The organism is Nocardioides sediminis (assembly GCF_003047295.1).
Lineage (GTDB): Bacteria > Actinomycetota > Actinomycetes > Propionibacteriales > Nocardioidaceae > Nocardioides > Nocardioides sediminis.
Genome location: NZ_PZYZ01000008.1, coordinates 206,082 through 222,790, shown reverse-complemented (window position 1 = coordinate 222,790; position 16,709 = coordinate 206,082). Strand labels below are relative to the sequence as shown.

The 16,709-nt window shown below is 68.7% G+C and carries 14 protein-coding genes; 8 read left to right on the top strand and 6 right to left on the bottom strand.

Annotated features, from left to right (window positions below):
- Positions 1–97: 97 nt before the first annotated feature.
- From ctaC to DAI17_RS21100, 5 genes are all read left to right on the top strand, one after another.
- On the top strand, positions 98–955 hold the full coding sequence (ctaC, locus tag DAI17_RS18310; protein WP_234412592.1) for an aa3-type cytochrome oxidase subunit II: 858 nt from the start codon (positions 98–100) through the stop codon (positions 953–955).
- A complete protein-coding gene (ctaD, locus tag DAI17_RS18305; RefSeq protein ID WP_107774649.1) occupies positions 952–2,721 on the top strand; it encodes an aa3-type cytochrome oxidase subunit I in 1,770 nt (589 codons plus the stop codon). Before ctaC ends, ctaD begins: the two co-directional genes overlap by 4 nt.
- Positions 2,718–3,116, top strand: a complete 399-nt coding sequence (locus DAI17_RS18300) for a cytochrome c oxidase subunit 4 (protein WP_107774648.1) — start codon at positions 2,718–2,720, stop codon at positions 3,114–3,116. The genes ctaD and DAI17_RS18300 overlap by 4 nt, the downstream gene beginning before the upstream one ends.
- 72 nt (positions 3,117–3,188) lie before the next feature.
- Positions 3,189–4,400: a L,D-transpeptidase gene (locus DAI17_RS18295; RefSeq protein ID WP_107774647.1), complete on the top strand. Its 1,212-nt coding sequence runs from the start codon at positions 3,189–3,191 to the stop codon at positions 4,398–4,400.
- 84 nt (positions 4,401–4,484) lie between these two features.
- Entirely contained in the window at positions 4,485–4,760 is a 276-nt protein-coding gene (locus DAI17_RS21100; RefSeq protein WP_159081632.1) for a hypothetical protein, read from the top strand.
- Between the two features lie 46 nt (positions 4,761–4,806).
- On the opposite strand, the gene qcrB is transcribed toward DAI17_RS21100, so the two are convergent.
- From qcrB to ctaE, 4 genes are read right to left on the bottom strand one after another with little or no spacing between them, the layout of a single operon-like run.
- Positions 4,807–6,561 carry a cytochrome bc1 complex cytochrome b subunit gene (qcrB, locus tag DAI17_RS18290; protein ID WP_107774646.1) on the bottom strand — a complete coding sequence of 585 codons (1,755 nt, stop codon included), beginning with the start codon at positions 6,559–6,561 and terminating at the stop codon, positions 4,807–4,809.
- The gene (gene qcrA / locus DAI17_RS18285; RefSeq protein ID WP_107774645.1) at positions 6,558–7,625 is read right to left on the bottom strand and encodes a cytochrome bc1 complex Rieske iron-sulfur subunit; all 1,068 of its coding nucleotides are present in this window, start codon (positions 7,623–7,625) and stop codon (positions 6,558–6,560) included. The genes qcrB and qcrA overlap by 4 nt, the downstream gene beginning before the upstream one ends.
- Complete coding sequence (qcrC, locus tag DAI17_RS18280) at positions 7,622–8,497, bottom strand: cytochrome bc1 complex diheme cytochrome c subunit (RefSeq protein WP_107774644.1); 876 nt, start codon at positions 8,495–8,497, stop codon at positions 7,622–7,624. The genes qcrA and qcrC overlap by 4 nt, the downstream gene beginning before the upstream one ends.
- Positions 8,498–8,527: 30 nt before the next feature.
- Entirely contained in the window at positions 8,528–9,175 is a 648-nt protein-coding gene (gene ctaE, locus DAI17_RS18275; RefSeq protein ID WP_107774643.1) for an aa3-type cytochrome oxidase subunit III, read from the bottom strand.
- Positions 9,176–9,240: 65 nt separating this feature from the next.
- Between ctaE and DAI17_RS18270 the strand changes: the two genes are divergently transcribed.
- From DAI17_RS18270 to trpD, 3 genes are read left to right on the top strand one after another with little or no spacing between them, the layout of a single operon-like run.
- Positions 9,241–10,179: a cytochrome c oxidase assembly protein gene (locus tag DAI17_RS18270; RefSeq protein WP_234412589.1), complete on the top strand. Its 939-nt coding sequence runs from the start codon at positions 9,241–9,243 to the stop codon at positions 10,177–10,179.
- Positions 10,180–10,189: 10 nt separating this feature from the next.
- The gene (locus tag DAI17_RS18265) at positions 10,190–10,609 is read left to right on the top strand and encodes an Rv3143 family two-component system response regulator (RefSeq protein WP_107774694.1); all 420 of its coding nucleotides are present in this window, start codon (positions 10,190–10,192) and stop codon (positions 10,607–10,609) included.
- Positions 10,610–10,628: 19 nt separating this feature from the next.
- Positions 10,629–11,675: an anthranilate phosphoribosyltransferase gene (gene trpD / locus DAI17_RS18260; protein WP_107774693.1), complete on the top strand. Its 1,047-nt coding sequence runs from the start codon at positions 10,629–10,631 to the stop codon at positions 11,673–11,675.
- Between the two features lie 173 nt (positions 11,676–11,848).
- On the opposite strand, the gene DAI17_RS18255 is transcribed toward trpD, so the two are convergent.
- A complete protein-coding gene (locus DAI17_RS18255; RefSeq protein WP_107774641.1) occupies positions 11,849–12,475 on the bottom strand; it encodes a GNAT family N-acetyltransferase in 627 nt (208 codons plus the stop codon).
- 45 nt (positions 12,476–12,520) lie between these two features.
- The gene (locus DAI17_RS18250) at positions 12,521–16,519 is read right to left on the bottom strand and encodes an Ig-like domain repeat protein (protein WP_159081631.1); all 3,999 of its coding nucleotides are present in this window, start codon (positions 16,517–16,519) and stop codon (positions 12,521–12,523) included.
- Between the last annotated feature and the right edge of the window lie 190 nt (positions 16,520–16,709).

The following is a 16,709-nucleotide window of genomic DNA, read 5'->3' as shown; positions in this document are numbered from 1 at the left end:
CCACCCATGTGCACGGATTGGCGATAGGGTTCGTCCAGTCGAGACTGACCGAAAGAGAGGCTCGTTCGTGGGTCTGCAACTTCCCAAGCGTGCAGCCGTGCCCGTGCGTCGGGTCGCGTCCGGTGTGCTCGTGGTCGCCACGCTGATGTTCCTCAGCGCGTGCGGCGGCGACGCCGCCGACGCCGACCAGATCGCCCGGCTGGCGATGCCGGAGCCGATCACCGAGACCGGCACCGCGACCTACGACCTCTGGCGCTGGTCGTGGCTCGCCGCCATGGTCACCGGCGTCATCGTCTGGGGCCTCATCCTCTGGGTGGTCGTGCGCTACCGCCGCCGCAACGACGACGAGATCCCCGTGCAGACGCGCTACAACCTGCCGCTCGAGATCTTCTACACGATCGCCCCGATCATGATGGTGATCGTCTTCTTCTACTGGACCGTCAAGGTGCAGGACGAGGCGATCGCGCTCGAGCCCGAGCCCGACACCGTCATCGACGTGGTCGGCCAGCAGTGGTCGTGGACCTTCAACTACACCGAGCAGGGCGAGGGCGGCGCGACGCCGTACACCTCCGGCACCGCGTCCCAGATCCCCACGCTGGTGCTCCCCGTCGACCGGTCGGTCCAGTTCAACCTCCACTCGCCGGACGTGATCCACAACTTCGGCGTCCCCGCGTTCCTGATGAAGATGGACGTCATCCCGGGCCGGGTCAACAAGTTCCAGGTCACCCCGACCACCGAGGGTGACTACATGGGCAAGTGCTTCGAGCTCTGCGGCACCTACCACTCGCGGATGCTCTTCAACGTCAAGGTGGTCAGCCAGGCCGACTACGACGCCTACCTTGCCGACCTGGCCGACCAGGGCTGGGTCGCCGACGAGCCCCTCCTGGGCGGTTCGGACGCCACCACGCAGGCCGGCCTCGACGAGGACGACGACCAGGAAGGGAGCCAGGAGTGACCGCCACCGCGACCCCCGGCACCGCCACCACCACGCCCGGCCCCAAGCGGACACTCGGCCAGCAGCTGGTCCGGATCATGACCACGACCGATCACAAGCTGATCGGCAAGATGTACCTGATCACCTCGTTCGCGTGGTTCATGATCGGCGGCCTGATGGCCATGCTGATCCGCTCGGAGCTCGCGTTCCCGGGCCAGCAGGTCGTCAACGACGAGCTCTACAACCAGCTCTTCACGATGCACGGCACGATCATGCTGCTGCTGTTCGCGACGCCGCTGTTCTTCGGCTTCGCCAACGTGATCATGCCGCTGCAGATCGGTGCGCCCGACGTGGCGTTCCCGCGCCTCAACATGTTCAGCTACTGGCTGTTCCTCTTCGGCGGCCTGATCGCCGCCTCCGGCTTCCTGACCCCGTCGGGTGCCGCGAGCTTCGGCTGGTTCGCCTACACGCCGCTCTCCGACGGCGTCCGCTCGCCGGGCGTCGGTGGCGACCTGTGGATCATGGGCCTGTGGATGGCCGGTCTCGGCACCATCCTCGGTGCGGTCAACTTCATCACCACCATCATCTGCATGCGCGCCCCCGGCATGACGATGTTCCGGATGCCCATCTTCGTGTGGAACGCCCTGATCACGTCGCTGCTCGTGCTGATCGCCTTCCCGATCCTGGCCGGTGCGCTGCTCTCGCTCGAGGCCGACCGCCTCCTCGGGGCGCACGTGTTCGACCCGTCCCACGGCGGACCGATCCTGTGGCAGCACCTGTTCTGGTTCTTCGGCCACCCGGAGGTCTACATCATCGCGCTGCCGTTCTTCGGCATCGTGTCGGAGATCCTGCCGGTCTTCAGCCGCAAGCCGCTGTTCGGCTACGTCGGCCTGGTCGGCGCCACGCTCGGCATCGCGATCCTCTCGGTCGCCGTCTGGGCGCACCACATGTTCGTCACCGGCGCGGTGGACCTGCCGTTCTTCTCCGGCATGACCTTCCTGATCGCGGTGCCCACCGGAGTGAAGTTCTTCAACTGGATCGGCACGATGTGGGGCGGATCCCTGTCCTTCGACACCCCGATGCTGTGGTCGATCGGCTTCCTCACCACCTTCCTCTTCGGTGGCCTCACGGGCGTCATCCTGGCCAGCCCGCCGCTGGACTTCCACGTGTCCGACTCCTACTTCGTGGTGGCGCACTTCCACTACGTGGTCTTCGGCACCGTGGTGTTCGCGATGTTCGCCGGCTTCTACTTCTGGTGGCCCAAGATGACCGGCCGGATGCTCGACGAGCGGCTCGGCAAGGCGCACTTCTGGCTGCTGTTCGTCGGCTTCCACACCACCTTCCTCGTCCAGCACTGGCTGGGTGTCGAGGGCATGCCGCGCCGCTACGCCGACTACCTCCCCGAGGACGGCTTCACCACCCTCAACCAGGTGTCGACCATCGGCGCCTTCCTGCTGGGTGCCTCGACGCTGCCGTTCCTCTACAACGTCTACGTCTCGGCCCGCGGGCCGAAGGTCGAGGTGGACGACCCGTGGGGCTGGGGCCGCTCGCTCGAGTGGGCCACCAGCAGCCCGCCGCCGCGCCACAACTTCCACACCCTCCCGCGGATCCGCTCGGAGTCCCCGGCCTTCGACCTGCACCACCCCGAGATCGCGATGCTCGAGCTCGCCGAGAACGAGGCCGAGCGCCGCGGTGAGCCGGCGGACGCCCCCGAGGTGGACGGCCGCGAGGAGATGCTGCGCCAGCGCGTCAGCGACGACGACACCACCGAAGGAGACGCCCGGTGAAGGCTGAGTCCTGGATCTTCATCATCACCACGATCTTCTTCGTGCTGGTGACGCCGGCCTACTGGTTCATCACCGGTGACTGGACGGGCACGTCCGCGCTGACGATGACCACGCTGCTGACGCTGATGGTCGCCCTCTACCTCGGCTTCCACGCGGCCCGGATGGACCCGCGTCCCGAGGACCGCAAGGACGGCGAGATCGCCGACGGCGCCGGCGAGCTGGGCTTCTTCCCGCCCTACTCGTGGTGGCCGCTGTGGACCGCGCTGACCCTGGCGGTCTGTGTCTACGGCATCGCGATGGGCGCCTGGTGGCTCTTCATCATCGGCGGGGCGGCGGGAGCCATCACCCTGTGCGGCTTCGTCTTCGAGTACTACCGCGGCGAGCACGCTCACTGATTCTCCCCGTCCGGGCGGGCGCGGTTACTCTGGAGAAGACCTGGCACCACGTCTCTGGGGGAAAGCACGCGCATGCCTGCTCAGGCCCGATCCACCACGCCGTCCGTACGTCGCCTCGGCACCGCGCTGTCCGCGGTGCTGCTGAGCGGGTCCCTGGCGGCCTGCAGCGCCACTTCCGGCGAGCCCGAGGCGGCGCCGGGGGAGCGGTCCACCACGGTGGCCGAGAAGGCCGTCCCGGTGCGCTTCGACCTCGACGCCCGCGACCGCTCCTCGGTCCCCATCGGTGAGCCCGTGGAGCTGACGGTCGAGGACGGCGACCTCGAGGACGTGGTGGTCGCGGCCGCCGACGGCACCCGGCTCGAGGGCCGGGTCAAGGGCGGCTCGTGGCAGTCCACGGGGCGGCTGGAGCCGGGCACCGACTACGTCGCTCGTGCCCGCGCCACCCGGTCCGACGGCGAGACCGTCAACCGGTCCGTGCGCTTCCACACCCAGGACCTGACCCTGGACGAGCAGACCTACGCCTCCGTCGCCCCGCTCGCGGGCGAGACCGTCGGGGTGGGCATGCCGGTCGTGGTGAGCTTCGACCTGCCCGTGACCGACAAGGCCGCCTTCGAGCGGCACATGAAGGTCACCAGCACGCCCGCCCAGCCCGGCTCGTGGCACTGGATCAGTGACACCGAGGTGCACTTCCGCCCGCGCACCTACTGGCAGGCCGGCACCGAGGTGTCGGTGGACATCGACGTCAACTCGATCCCCGCCGGCAACGGCATCTACGGCCAGGAGAGCCGCACCGTCGACTTCCAGGTCGGTGACGCGCACGTCTACAAGGTCAACGCGGCCACGCACCAGATGCAGGTCTTCTCCAACGGCACGCTGCTGCGGACCATCCCGGTGACGACGGGCAAGCCCGGCTTCACCACCCGGTCGGGCACCAAGGTCATCATGGAGAAGTTCGCGGAGAAGCGGATGAACTCCGAGACCGTCGGCATCGCCAGCGACGACCCGGAGGCCTACGACATCGACGACGTGCAGTGGGCCATGCGGCTCACGCACTCCGGCGAGTTCATCCACGCCGCGCCGTGGTCGGTCGGCTCCCAGGGCAGCGCCAACGTCTCGCACGGCTGCACCGGCCTCTCCACCGCCGACGCCGGGTGGCTCTACGCCATGACGCGTCGTGGCGACGTCGTGGAGTACACCGGCACCGACCGCTGGATGACCCTCACCAACGGGTACGGCGACTGGAACGCCTCCTTCGCCGACTACAAGGCCGGCTCCGCGCTGTAGGGCGGGAACCTCGTCGAGGTGGCTGTCCGCAACTGAGTACGCGCCTCCATGTCGGGAACGACAGGCTCCGGACACCCTGGGAGCATGACGTCGACCACGCCCTCGGATCCTTCTCCCGGCATTGGCAAGTGCGCTGCCCCACGGCCGGTACGCGAGGTCGGCGCCGCCGTCCTCGGGAGCGTCGCGGGAGTGCTCTGCGGAGTCACGACACTGCTCTTCGGCGTCCAGGCCGACGTCGTCGGGGTCGTGTTCTACCGCCCCGAGGACTACCCGTACGAGGGTGCCTGGTACATCCTGAGCGTGCTGGTCGGAGTGGTTGCGGGGTTCGGGTCCTGGTGGGTGCTGCGCCCCCCGAAATGACGAGTGCCCCGGACCCAGTCGGGTCCGGGGCACCTGTCGTGGTGCGTCAGTGGCCGCCGCGGAGCGGGGCCTCCTCGACCGTGTGGTCGCTGTGGCCGTCGAACTGGTGGCCGTCGGCCGGGTGGTCGAGCCCCGCCTCGAGCGCGTGCTCGTGCTCGGCGTGGTGGTGCGCCTCCTCGATCTCGGCCGCGGTGGGCTTCTGCACGTTGTGCTCGTACATCTTCGCCGAGAGCTTGGCGCGCAGCGCCTGGACCCGGGAGCCCGGCGCCGTGACGCCGTTGCTGTCGGTGTCCCCGTCGACCGTGTAGATCTCGTCGCGGTCCCGGGCGGTGAGGGTGTACGCCGCGGTGTCGCTGATCGGCAGGTGGCGCTCGGAGTAGCCGCCGTCGGGAGACCGCATGATGACGCCGGTCTCGTAGCCGTGCAGCAGCTTCTCGTTGTCGTGACGCTGCAGCGAGATGCACCAGCGACGGGTGACGATGAACGCGATGAGCGGGCCCAGGAAGATCATCACCCGCATGAAGTAGGTGATCTGGTTGATGCTCAGGTCGAGCTTGATCGCGATCAGGTCGTTGCCGCCGGCCGCCCAGGCGAGGCCGTAGAAGGTCATCAGGGAGACCATGACCGCCGTGCGGGTCGGCGCGTTGCGCGGACGCTGGAGCAAGTGGTGGTCACGCTTGTCGCCGGTGATCCAGCCCTCGATGAAGGGCAGCAGCATCAGGATGACGAGCATCAGCGGCGGCACGATGAGGATCGGGATCATGACGTTCCACGAGATCGTGTAGCCGAAGATCACCGACTCCCAGCCGGGCATGATGCGCAGCAGGCCGTCGGGCCAGCCCATGTACCAGTCGGGCTGCGACCCGGCCGTGACCTTGGTCGGGTCGTAGGGGCCGAACTTCCACACCGGGTTGATCGTCAGGAGGCCACCCATGATGGCGGTGACGCCGAAGACGATGAAGAAGAACCCGCCGGCCTTGGCGGCGTACACGGGGAGCATCGGGAAGCCGACCACGTTGTCGTTGGTGCGGCCGGGGCCGGGCCACTGCGTGTGCTTGTGGTAGACGAGCAGCAGCATGTGCGCGGCGATGAGGCCGAGGAGCAGGCCGGGGATCAGCAGCACGTGGACGATGTAGAGCCGCGGGATGATCGAGTCCCCGGGGAACTCGCCGCCGAAGAGGAAGAACGACATGTAGCTGCCCACGACCGGGGTGGCCTTGAGGAAGCCGTCGGCGGCCCGGACGCCGGTGCCCGAGAGCAGGTCGTCGGGGAGCGAGTAGCCGGTGAAGCCCTCGAGCGTGCCCAGGAGCAGCAGCAGGCAGCCGATGACCCAGTTGAGCTCGCGCGGCTTCCGGTAGGCGCCGGTGAAGGCGACGCGGAGCAGGTGCACCATCATCGAGGCGATGAAGAGCATCGCCGCCCAGTGGTGCATCTGGCGCATCAGGAGGCCGCCGCGGACGTCGAAGGAGATGTTGAGCGTCGACGCCATCGCCTCGGACATGGTGATGCCGCGGAGCTGGTCGTAGGAGCCCTCGTAGTGGATCTCGCCCATGCTCGGGTTGAACCACAGGGTCAGGAAGACGCCGGTGAGGAGCAGGACCACGAAGCTCCACAGCGCGATCTCGCCCAGCATGAAGGACCAGTGATCGGGGAAGACCTTGCGCAGGTTCTTGCGCATCGCCCCGGCCAGGCCCAGGCGGTCGTCGGCCCACGTGGCGACCCCGCCGATCTTCGACGGCTTGCTCGCAGTGGCAGCGGTCGTGCCGTTGGTGCTGGCGACCTTGCTTGTGTCGAGGCTCATTGCTTCTCACGCTCCCAGTAGCTGGCCCCGATGGGCTCAGTGAAGTCGCTCTGTGCGATCAGGTAGCCCTCCTCGTCGACTGCCAGGGGCAGCTGGGGGAGGGGACGGTGAGCGGGTCCGAAGACGACCTTGGCCGAGTCGGCCAGGTCGAACGTGGACTGGTGGCACGGGCAGAGCACGTGGTGCGTGGTCCGCTCGTACAGCGAGATCGGGCAGCCCACGTGGGTGCAGATCTTGGAGTAGCAGAGGATCCCGTTGACCGACCAGTTCTCCCGGCCCTCGCCGGGGGTGATGTCCTGGGGCTCCATCTTGACGACGATGATCGCGCCCTTGGCCTTCTGGACCTGGAGCGGAATGCCCTCGATCTCGGGGTAGCCGTTCTCCTCGGTCGGGAAGAGCGCCTCGGGGGCTGCGTTGACCAGGTCGCCGATCTCGAGCTCGGAGGCCCTGATCGGGGTACCGACGACGTCGCGAACCAGGCGCATGCCCTGCTTCCAGATGGTGTGCTGGAGGCCCAGGCCCTCCTCGGCGTTGGCGATCTCGGCGTTGGTGGGGCCGAGGTCGCGCAGCAGCACGACGGCCGGCAGGCCCGTCATCGCCACGGCGCCGAGCAGCGTGTTGCGCACCAGCGGGCGACGGCCGATGCCGGACTCCTCGGTGCCGATCGAGAGCGCCTCGAGCGTGGCCGCGCGGTCCTCGTCGCTGGACGCGGCGGGGTGGCGCATCTCGATGATCTCGTGGTCACCCATGAGCTTGCGCGCCCACTGGATGATGCCGAGGCCGATCAGGAGCAGGGCGCCGCCGAGGCTGAGTCCGAGCGCGACCGTGGAGGCGCCGAGCCCTGCGAAGGTGTCGAAGTTGTCACCGATCTCCAAGGTGAAGTAGGCGACCACGAAGAGGACCGCGCACACCATCGAGAGCCCGAAGAACGCGGCGACCTGGCGCTCGGCACGCTTCTCCGCACGCTCGTCGACGTCCGTGGGACGCCAGTGGTGGGCGGGCAGGCCGGGGTTGGGAATGGGCTCCTCCACCACGGCCGGAGTGTTGTGGTGCGAGTCGCTCACGCCTCGGCCCCTTCCTTGATCTTCGAGCTGCGCGTGCTGTGGGCAGCGATCCAGACGGCGAAGCCGACCAGGCCGCCGATTCCGACGATCCAGGCGAACAGGCCCTCCGAGACAGGGCCCAGGCCGCCGAGGCCGAAGCCGCCGTACTCAGGGGTCTCCTCGAGACTACCCAGGTAGGCAATGACGTCGCGCTTCTCCTCGGGGGAGAGGTTGCCGTTGCTGAAGGTCGGCATGGTCTGCGGGCCGGTGAGCATGGCCTCGTAGATGTACTTGGGCTCGACGCCGTGCAGGGTGGGGGCATAGCCACCGCGCGGCATGGCGCCGCCGGCACCGTTGAAGTTGTGGCAGGCCGTGCAGTTGGTGAGGAAGATCTGGCCGCCGCGGGAGATGGCCTCCTCGCGCTCCTCCTCCGACAGCCCGTCGATCGAGTAGTCCTCGGGGCTGGGGATGGCGGGGCCGGGGGCCAGCGAGGCGACGTACGCCGCGAGCGCAGCGATCTCCTCCTCGTTGTAGACCGGCTTCTTGCGCGGGGCCTGCTGGCCCGGGTTGGCCATCGGCATGCGGCCGGTGCCGACCTGGAAGTCGACGGCGGCGGCGCCGACGCCGACGAGCGACGGGCCGACCTGGTAGCCGTCGCGGGCGGTCGAGATGCCCTCGCCGTTCTGGCCGTGGCAGAACGAGCAGCCCACGAGGAAGAGCTCGCGGCCCTGGGCGATGAGCTCCTCGTCGCTGGTGCTCTCGGCCTGGGCGGGCGAGAAGGCGGTGTAGAGGCCGCCGGTGAGCACGAGGCCGAGGAGGAGCACGACGAGTCCGGCGAGGGGGCCGCGGCGGTGCCGGGAGATCCGACCTGCGGAGCGGTTCAACAAGCGCACAGTGAGTCCTAGCTGTCCGGGTCGGGGGGCTTACTTGATGAGGTAGATCGTGGCGAACAGCCCGATCCAGACGACATCGACGAAGTGCCAGTAGTAGGACACGACGATGGCGCTCACGGCCTGCTCGTGGGTGAACCGGCGCGCGATGTAGGTGCGACCGAGGACGAGGAGGAACGCGATGAGGCCGCCGGTGACGTGGATGCCGTGGAAGCCGGTGGTGAGGTAGAACATCGTGCCGTAGGCCGAGGACGGGATGGTCACGCCCTCGTGGATCAGCTCGGCGTACTCCAGCGCCTGGCCGCCGATGAAGATCGCGCCCATGACGTAGGTCAGGATGAACCACTCGCGCAGGCCCCAGCCGCTGACCTTGAACACCGACCCGCTGCGGCCGACCTGGCCGCGCTCGGCGGCGAAGACGCCCAGCTGGCAGGTGAGCGAGGAGAGCACCAGGATCACGGTGTTGACCGTCGCGAACGGGACGTTGAGGAGCGCGGTCTCCTGGGCCCACAGCTCCGGGCTCACCGCGCGGATCGTGAAGTAGGCCGCGAAGAGTGCCGCGAAGAACATCAGCTCGCTGGAGAGCCAGATGATCGTGCCCACGCTGACCATGCTCGGACGGTCGTGGTGCCCGTGCAGCCGGGATGCCGGAATCGCTGTTGCTGTCGCCACGGGCGCCATTATGTCGGTAGCCGGCGCCGAGGGCACCCCGACCCCCTCACTATCGCCGTCATATTGTTCACATCGTGACAACGACGGCCTGGACGACCGATGAGGTCCTCCCGAGATTCACCATCGGGAGGGTCTTCACCGACTGGGGGATCGATCCCGTCCCGTTCATCCTGGCCGTCTGGGTGGCGGGCGCCTACCTGGTCGGCGTGGCCCTGCTGAGGCGGCGCGGGGACCGTTGGCCGGTCGGCCGGACGGTGTCGTTCGTGGTGCTGGGCATGGGGTCGTTCGTCTTCGCCACCGCCTCCGGACTGGCGCGCTACGACACGACCCTGCTGAGCGTGCACATGGTCCAGCACATGGTGCTGTCGATGGTGGTGCCGCTGTCGCTCGCGCTGGGGGCGCCGATCACGCTGGCCCTGCGGACGCTGCCGGCCGGTCCACGCCGCTGGCTGCTGGTCGTCCTGCACTCCCGGGTCGCCCGGGTGCTGTCCTTCCCGCCGCTGACGTTCGCGCTGTACGTCGTCTCGCCGTGGGCGCTCTACTACACGTCCTGGTACGACGCGTCGCTGTCCTCGACGTACGTGCACGAGATGATGCACATCCACCTCGTGGCCGTCGGTGCTCTCTTCTTCTGGCCCCTGATGGGGATCGACCCGCTGCCGGGCCGGGTGGGCTACCCGTTCCGGGTGCTGCTCACCGTGCTGACGCTGCCGTTCCACGCCTTCCTCGGCGTCACGATCATGGGGCAGACGACGTTGATCGGGGAGTCGCACTACCTCGCGCTGCGTGAGGGGCCGATGGGCGCGTGGCTGCCGCCGGCGATCGACGACCAGCACGTCGCCGGCGGCATCCTGTGGGCCTCCGGTGACCTCATCGGGCTGGTGTTCTTCGGGGTGCTGTTCGTCCAGTGGGTCCGGTCGTCGATGAAGGAGGCCGCCCGGGAGGACCGGCGGCTCGACCTCATGGAGGCGCGCGCCGCCCGCAGTGCCGCGTCGTCCGAACGGCCCGGGTAGCATCCGGCACGTGAGCCAGACCACGTCAGAGCGCAAGCCGCTCAAGGTCCTCGTCTACAGCGACGACGTCGACACCCGGCAGCAGGTCATCCTCGCGCTGGGCCGCCGCCCGCACCCCGACCTGCCCGAGCTGGAGTACGTCGAGGTCGCGACCGAGCCGGTCGTCATCCAGAACATGGACGCCGGCGGCATCGCCCTGGCGATCCTCGACGGCGAAGCCGTCCCGGCCGGAGGCATGGGGATCGCCAAGCAGCTCAAGGACGAGATCTACAACTGCCCGCCGGTGCTGGTGCTGATCGGTCGCCCGCAGGACGCGTGGCTGGCCACGTGGTCGCGCGCCGAGGCGGCCGTGCCGCACCCGATCGACCCGGTGCAGCTCGCCGAGGCGGTCGTCTCACTGCTGCGCCCCCGCGTGCCCGCCACGAGCTGACGCCACCATCATGGTGGGCATGTCCGTGTCCTCTGCTGAGCCGCTCACCTGGCCCGACGTCCTGACCACCCTGGTGGCGGGCACCGACCTGACGGTCGAGCAGGCGCGCTGGGCGATGGACCAGGTCTTCGCCGGCGAGGCGACCCCCGCGCAGGTCGCTGGCTTCGTCGTCGCGCTGCGCGCCAAGGGCGAGACGGTCGAGGAGGTCTCGGGCATCGCCGACGCCATGCTGGCCGCCGCCAACCCGATCTCGGTGCCGGGACGGCTGCTCGACATCGTCGGCACCGGGGGAGACCGCTCGATGTCGGTCAACATCTCCACGATGTCGGCGATCGTCGCCGCGGGCGCTGGCGCGACGGTGGTCAAGCACGGCAACCGGTCGGCGTCCTCCAAGTCCGGCTCCGCCGACGTGCTCGAGGCGCTGGGCATCCGGCTCGACCTTCCGGTCGCCAGGGTGGCGGAGATCGCGAGCGAGGCGGGCATCACCTTTCTGTTCTCGGCGGCCTTCCACCCGGCCATGAGGCACGCCGCCGTCCCGCGCCGCGAGCTCGGGATCGCCACGACCTTCAACATCCTCGGTCCGCTCACCAACCCGGCCCGACCCGACGCCCAGGCCATCGGCTGCGCCGACGCCCGGATGGCCCCGGTCATGGCCGGCGTTCTCGCCGGCCGCGGGGTCGACGCGTGGGTCTTCCGGGGTGACGACGGGCTCGACGAGCTCACCACGACGACGACGTCCACGCTGTGGGCCGTCCACGGTGGCCAGGTCTCTGTCTCGACCGTGGACCCGGCGTCGTACGGGCTGGCGCCGGCGACGACAGAGGACCTGCGCGGCGGCGACGCGGCCCACAACGCCGAGGTCGCGCGGAGGTTGCTGGCGGGGGACAAGGGACCCGTGCGGGACGCGGTGCTGCTCAACGCCGGCGCAGCGCTCGCGGTGTACGACGCCCCGGGGTTGCCGGTGGGCGAGGCGCTGGGCGCCGGGATCGAGCGGGCCGCCGCCGCGATCGACTCGGGCGATGCGCAGGCCGCCCTGGACCGCTGGGTGGAGGCGTCCTCGCACTGAGTCAGCGGTAGAGGCCGCCTGCGATGGCGTAGGCGTTGACCACGATCAGCACGGCGAAGATCGACGCGATCCAGCGGTTGTCGTTGAGCCACTTGATCCGGAACACGGGCCGCACCTCCTGGAGGTCAGGATGGCGGCCTGCCCGGGAGCGTCGAATCCCGCACGTTGGGGAACTACAGCGCGAGCACCCAGGCGTCCCCGGACGGCGTGAACCCGACGCGGTCGTAGTAGGGGTTCACCATGGTGGGCGAGGTGACGACGCGGCGGTAGCCGTGGTCGGCCAGCATCCCGCTCCGGCGCCAGACGAACTCGCCGGGGGAGAAGTCACGGAAGCGCGGCGTGACGTAGTCGAGCAGGACGTGGGCGGTGTCGCCGTCTGCGTGCAGCAGGACCACGCCGACGGTCTCGTCGCCCTTCTGGACCAGGAAGGCGTCCTGGTCCGGAGCCGACGGATCGTGCACGAACTCGGGGTTGTACCGCAGGATGTCCGCGCCGTGGACGCGCAGGACGTGCCGGAAGTACTCGTCGTCCGGTCGGACCTCGAGCACCTCGAAGGCCGCCACGTCGTGGCGGTCGCCGAGAAGCCGCACGATGAACCAGATGTTGATCGCACAGAGCACGATGTTCATGCCGACCATCGGCCAGACGCCGACAAAGGCGTTGAAGGCGACCAGGATGATGCACGCCGCGAGGTTGAGCACCCGGAAGCGCAGCACCCTCGACTGGAGCAGCGAGTACACGAGGAGTGCACTGCCGCCCCAGCCGAGGATGTCGAGCCAGTGGTCTTCGAGCCAGGTCACCCGCGGAGGTTACTGCTCGCCGCGGGCGACCGGGGATTCACCGCCTCAGCGGACGACGTACAGCTTGATCCGCTTGGACTTGGAGCCCGCCGTGGACCCGTTCCCGAGGTAGACGGCCTTGATCTTGTGCTTGCCCTTCTTGAGCTTGGGCAGCTTCCATCCGATCTTGCCGTCCCGCGTGCTCACCAGGGTCAGAGTCTTGAGCTTCTTGGCACCGTCGAAGATCTTGATGCTGCCGGTGGGTCCCTTGACTCCCGGCACGGCGACCGTGATGCCGATCTTGACGCGCTTGCCCACCTTGACCCGGGTCTTGGAGAGCGTTGCTGCTGTCGTGGACTTCATCTTGGGAACACTCACCGCCGGTGCCGAGGCCGAGCCGTCGGTGAAGCCCGCCTTCGACGCGAGCACGGTCACGGCCACGTTCTTGCCGGCGTCCTCCGGGGTGAGCCGGTAGCTGGTACCTGTGGCGCCAGGGATCGGAGCCCCGGTCCTGAGCCACTGGTAGGCCAAGGACGGCGACGGTTGCGACCAGGTTCCGACGGAGGCACGAAGCGTGCTCCCGACAGCCGGAGTCCCGGTGATCGCGGGCTGCGTCACCGCTTGCAGGGCGCCGCCGGCGGTCGCGCCGATGATGTTGCTGATAGTGACGCCGTCGCTGAAGCCGGGCTTCTTGGCGGTCACACGCAGCGAGATCGGCTTCTGGTAGTCCGCCGTGGTCAGCACGTAGGTGGGCTGGGTGGCGCCGGAGATCGTGCTCCCGTCGCGAAGCCACTGATACGTCTCGGTGACGCCGGCTTGGTTCCAGGCAGGCGCGACGCTGGTCAGCGTCTGACCGACGCCCGTGCCGCCCAGGGCCTGGATGACCGGGGCTTGGATCGCGCTGAGCCCAGCATCAACGGAGAAGGTCGCTGAGCTGGCCCCGATCACGTTGTTCCCGGAGTCCTTCGCGGTGACGGTCCACACGTAGGTGCCGGTAGCCACGTTGACCATGGCCGCGTAGGCGGAGGCAGGTGTCGTGGCGTTGATGCTGGTGCCCGAGCCGCTGGCTGAACGGACGGTGAGGTCGTACGTGGTCGCACCCTGCTTCGGGTTCCACTGGAGGACCGGTGCGTTCGGGGCCTGGGACCCACCGTCACCCGGAGCGATGAGCTCGACCCCGCCAGTGCCTACGACGAAGCGACCCGGCGAGGACCAGGGGCCCTTGTTCCCGTCGGCGTCCGTGCGACGCACCCGCCAGACGTAGGGCTGCGAGCTGGCGGGAAGCGGGGTGTTGTGGGCGTACGCCGGGGTCTTCACCCCGGTCTTCGAGATGACCCGGTTGGCGGTGGACATGGTGGCGTCGTTGTTCTTGTACACCTCGATGTCGTAGGAGCTGGCGAAGGCCTGCGCCTGCCACCGGAACGGCGTCGTACCGGTGACGACCTGCTGGTCGACGGGCAACGTCAGCGTCACCTGGGGACTCTGCTTGGTGAAGGTCTTCACCTCCGACCACGTGAGGCCGTTGTCGTCGGAGTCCACCGCCTGCACGCGCCAGTGAAGGGTGCCCTCGGGGTAGAGGCGGTCGAACGCCGTGTAGGTCGTCTGGTCGACCAGACGGTCGTCGATCAGCGTGCCGGCGAACGAGAGGTCGTCGTCTACCTGGATGCGGTACTGCTTGGCCGCCTGGGGGCGGAGCTCCAGGGTCTTGGGCCACGTCGCCTGCCGGTTGGTGTACCAGTAGTCGTCCCAGCTGAAGGTGAGCTCCGTGCCGGCGGGATCGGTGGACTGGAGCCCGGTGACGGCGGGAGACTGCTTGACGAAGCTCTGCTGGGCCTGACCTGTCGTCGACACCGGGTCGGGACCACAGTTGAGCACGGTGCGGCACGGCCGGACGTACCAGTGATAGGCCTGTCCGGCCTGGTTGTCCGCGTAGGTGTGGGCCCGATTGTCGAGCGCCGGGGCGTACATGCTGTTCGTGGTCGCAGGGATGGCGTTGCTGGGCTCCAGGAGGTTGGTGAAGCTGGAGTCCTCGCTCACGTACACCATGTAGAAGGCGGCGCGCGGGTCGGCCTTCCACTTCAGGACCGGGGTTGTCGGCACGACGCACTCGTCGCCGGGCGCGCACGGCGTCTTCGTCCCGGCGAAGTTCGCGTCCAGCTCGCGTCCGTCGATGGCCAGGGCCTGGCCGCTCGACGCGACGAGCGGCTGGACCGTGAAGCGCCCCTCGGGGCCGGTGCCGATCGGCAGGTTGTCCTCGTCGTAGGCGGTGACGCGCCAGTCGTACTGCCCGGGAAGGAGGATCTTCTTGGACGTCTCGGTCATGGCCGGGTAGGGCACGGGCTGGCCGAACAGGTCGCCGGAGCCGTGGCCGAACCACACCTGGCCATCCTCCATGGCCGGTCCGATGTGGACGGTGTAGTGGTCGGCCCCGGGCATCGGTGCCCACGTCAGCGACGGGGCGTCCTGGATGCCGGGTGTCGACGCCGTGGGCGTCAGCGGGGTGAGGGCCGGTTGGCCGCTCGACGGGATGTTGCCGCTGACGTTGAAGCTGTTCGTGTAGGTGACCGACCGGCCGCCCTCGGTCGTGTTGGCCGTGATCTGCCAGCGGTGAGGGTTGTTGGCGGGGTCGAGCCGGGTGGTGCCGTCGGGGGTGTAGGACGTCGACGAGGTCTTGGCCGAGTCGGCAGTCGTCCCGTTGGCCCGCAGGATCTTGATGTCGTAGGTCTCGGCACCCGTTACAGGGGCCCACTTCAGGGTCGGCACGTCGACGGTGGCTCCGCCGGTGGGCGTCATGCTGGTGATGCTGACCGGTTGGTAGAAGAAGGCCTGGGCCTCCGTGAAGATGCCCTGGATGCCCGGGATGTCGCCGCTCTTGGTGAAGGGGCGGTCCAGCGCTCGCACGCGCCAGTAGTTGATCTCGCCCGCCACCGGCTCGCAGTCCTCGTTCTGGCGGGTGGTGGAAAGCTGTCCGGTCGTGTTGATGGCGAACATCCCGGGCGTGTACGTCGTCCCGGCCGTCCGGCACGACTCGAACGTGCCGACGGAGAAGTTCTCCTGGGTGCCGACCTGGACCTCGTACTCGGAGGCATGGCGAACGGATTCCCACTGGAAGTAGAGCGGCGCGGGGACCGTCTCGATGCCGGCCTCGGCCGGGAACACCGGGGTCGGGACGTTGGGCCACGTGCGGTTGAAGCTCGACCGGGCCGCGGTCCACGGGGTCGCCTGGCCCGCCTGGTCGACGGCGCGTACCCGCCAGAAGTACTGGTTGTTGTTGTAGGTGACTGTCGGTGAGTATCGGGTGCCCAGGATGCCGCGCTTGTCCTCGACCAGGGAGCCGCCCACGGTGAAGTCGGTGTTGGTCGCGACCTGCACGTCGTAGGTCTTCGCGCCGGGCACGGGGGCCCAGTCGAGGACGACGTCCTGCAGCTCGAGGTTCGCGTCGTCCCGCGGCGAGATCCGGGTCGGCGTGTCAATGGGCTTGATGATGAAGGACGAGGTCGCGCTCGGGAGGGACGTCAGTCCGCCGCCCTTGCTCGCCGTGACTCGCCAGAACCAGTCGCCGTCCCCCAGCGGGTCCGGGACGACGAGGGAGGTGGTCTGCGTGCTGTAGGAGAAGGCGCCCACGAAGTCGTCATCGCCATCGACCTCGACGGTGTAGGAGACCGCGCCCGGGGACGCCGTCCAGGACAGGAGAGGCGGGTTCTGCGGCTGGGCGAGGGTCGCGCCGTTGGTCGGTGCGACAGGGACCGGGACCGACACCGCGGCGGTGCCGAAGGTGCTGGTGGACCAGGCCGATCGCTCGTTGTCGGAGTTGACGGACCGCACCCGCCAGTGGGTGGTCCCGTTCTTGAGGTTGACGGTCGGCACGTAGGTGCTGTTGACCGTCGTGGCGTTCACCTCGGGACTCATGAACGCGAGGTCGTCATCGACCTGGACCTCGTACTTGGTCGCCGTGGGCACGTGCACCCACGACATCAAGGTCGTTGCGTCGTTGGGCTGGGCGACGGACAGGCCGGCCGGGCTCTCGGGAGGAGCGGCCGAGGCGAAGGGGACGGTGGCGGTCATCGTCGTAAGCAGACCGAGGGCCACCACGATCCCCGCTCGGTTCCGAGCGTCCGACCATCCAAGACTGCGAATCATCCGGGCTTTCCCCCTCGTACGGCGCTACACAGACAGCGGTCACGCTAGGTATGCGGGTCGTGGGTGGGGCAGGAATCGCAATACGTGACCCGAAATGACTAGTCAGGTGTGACCG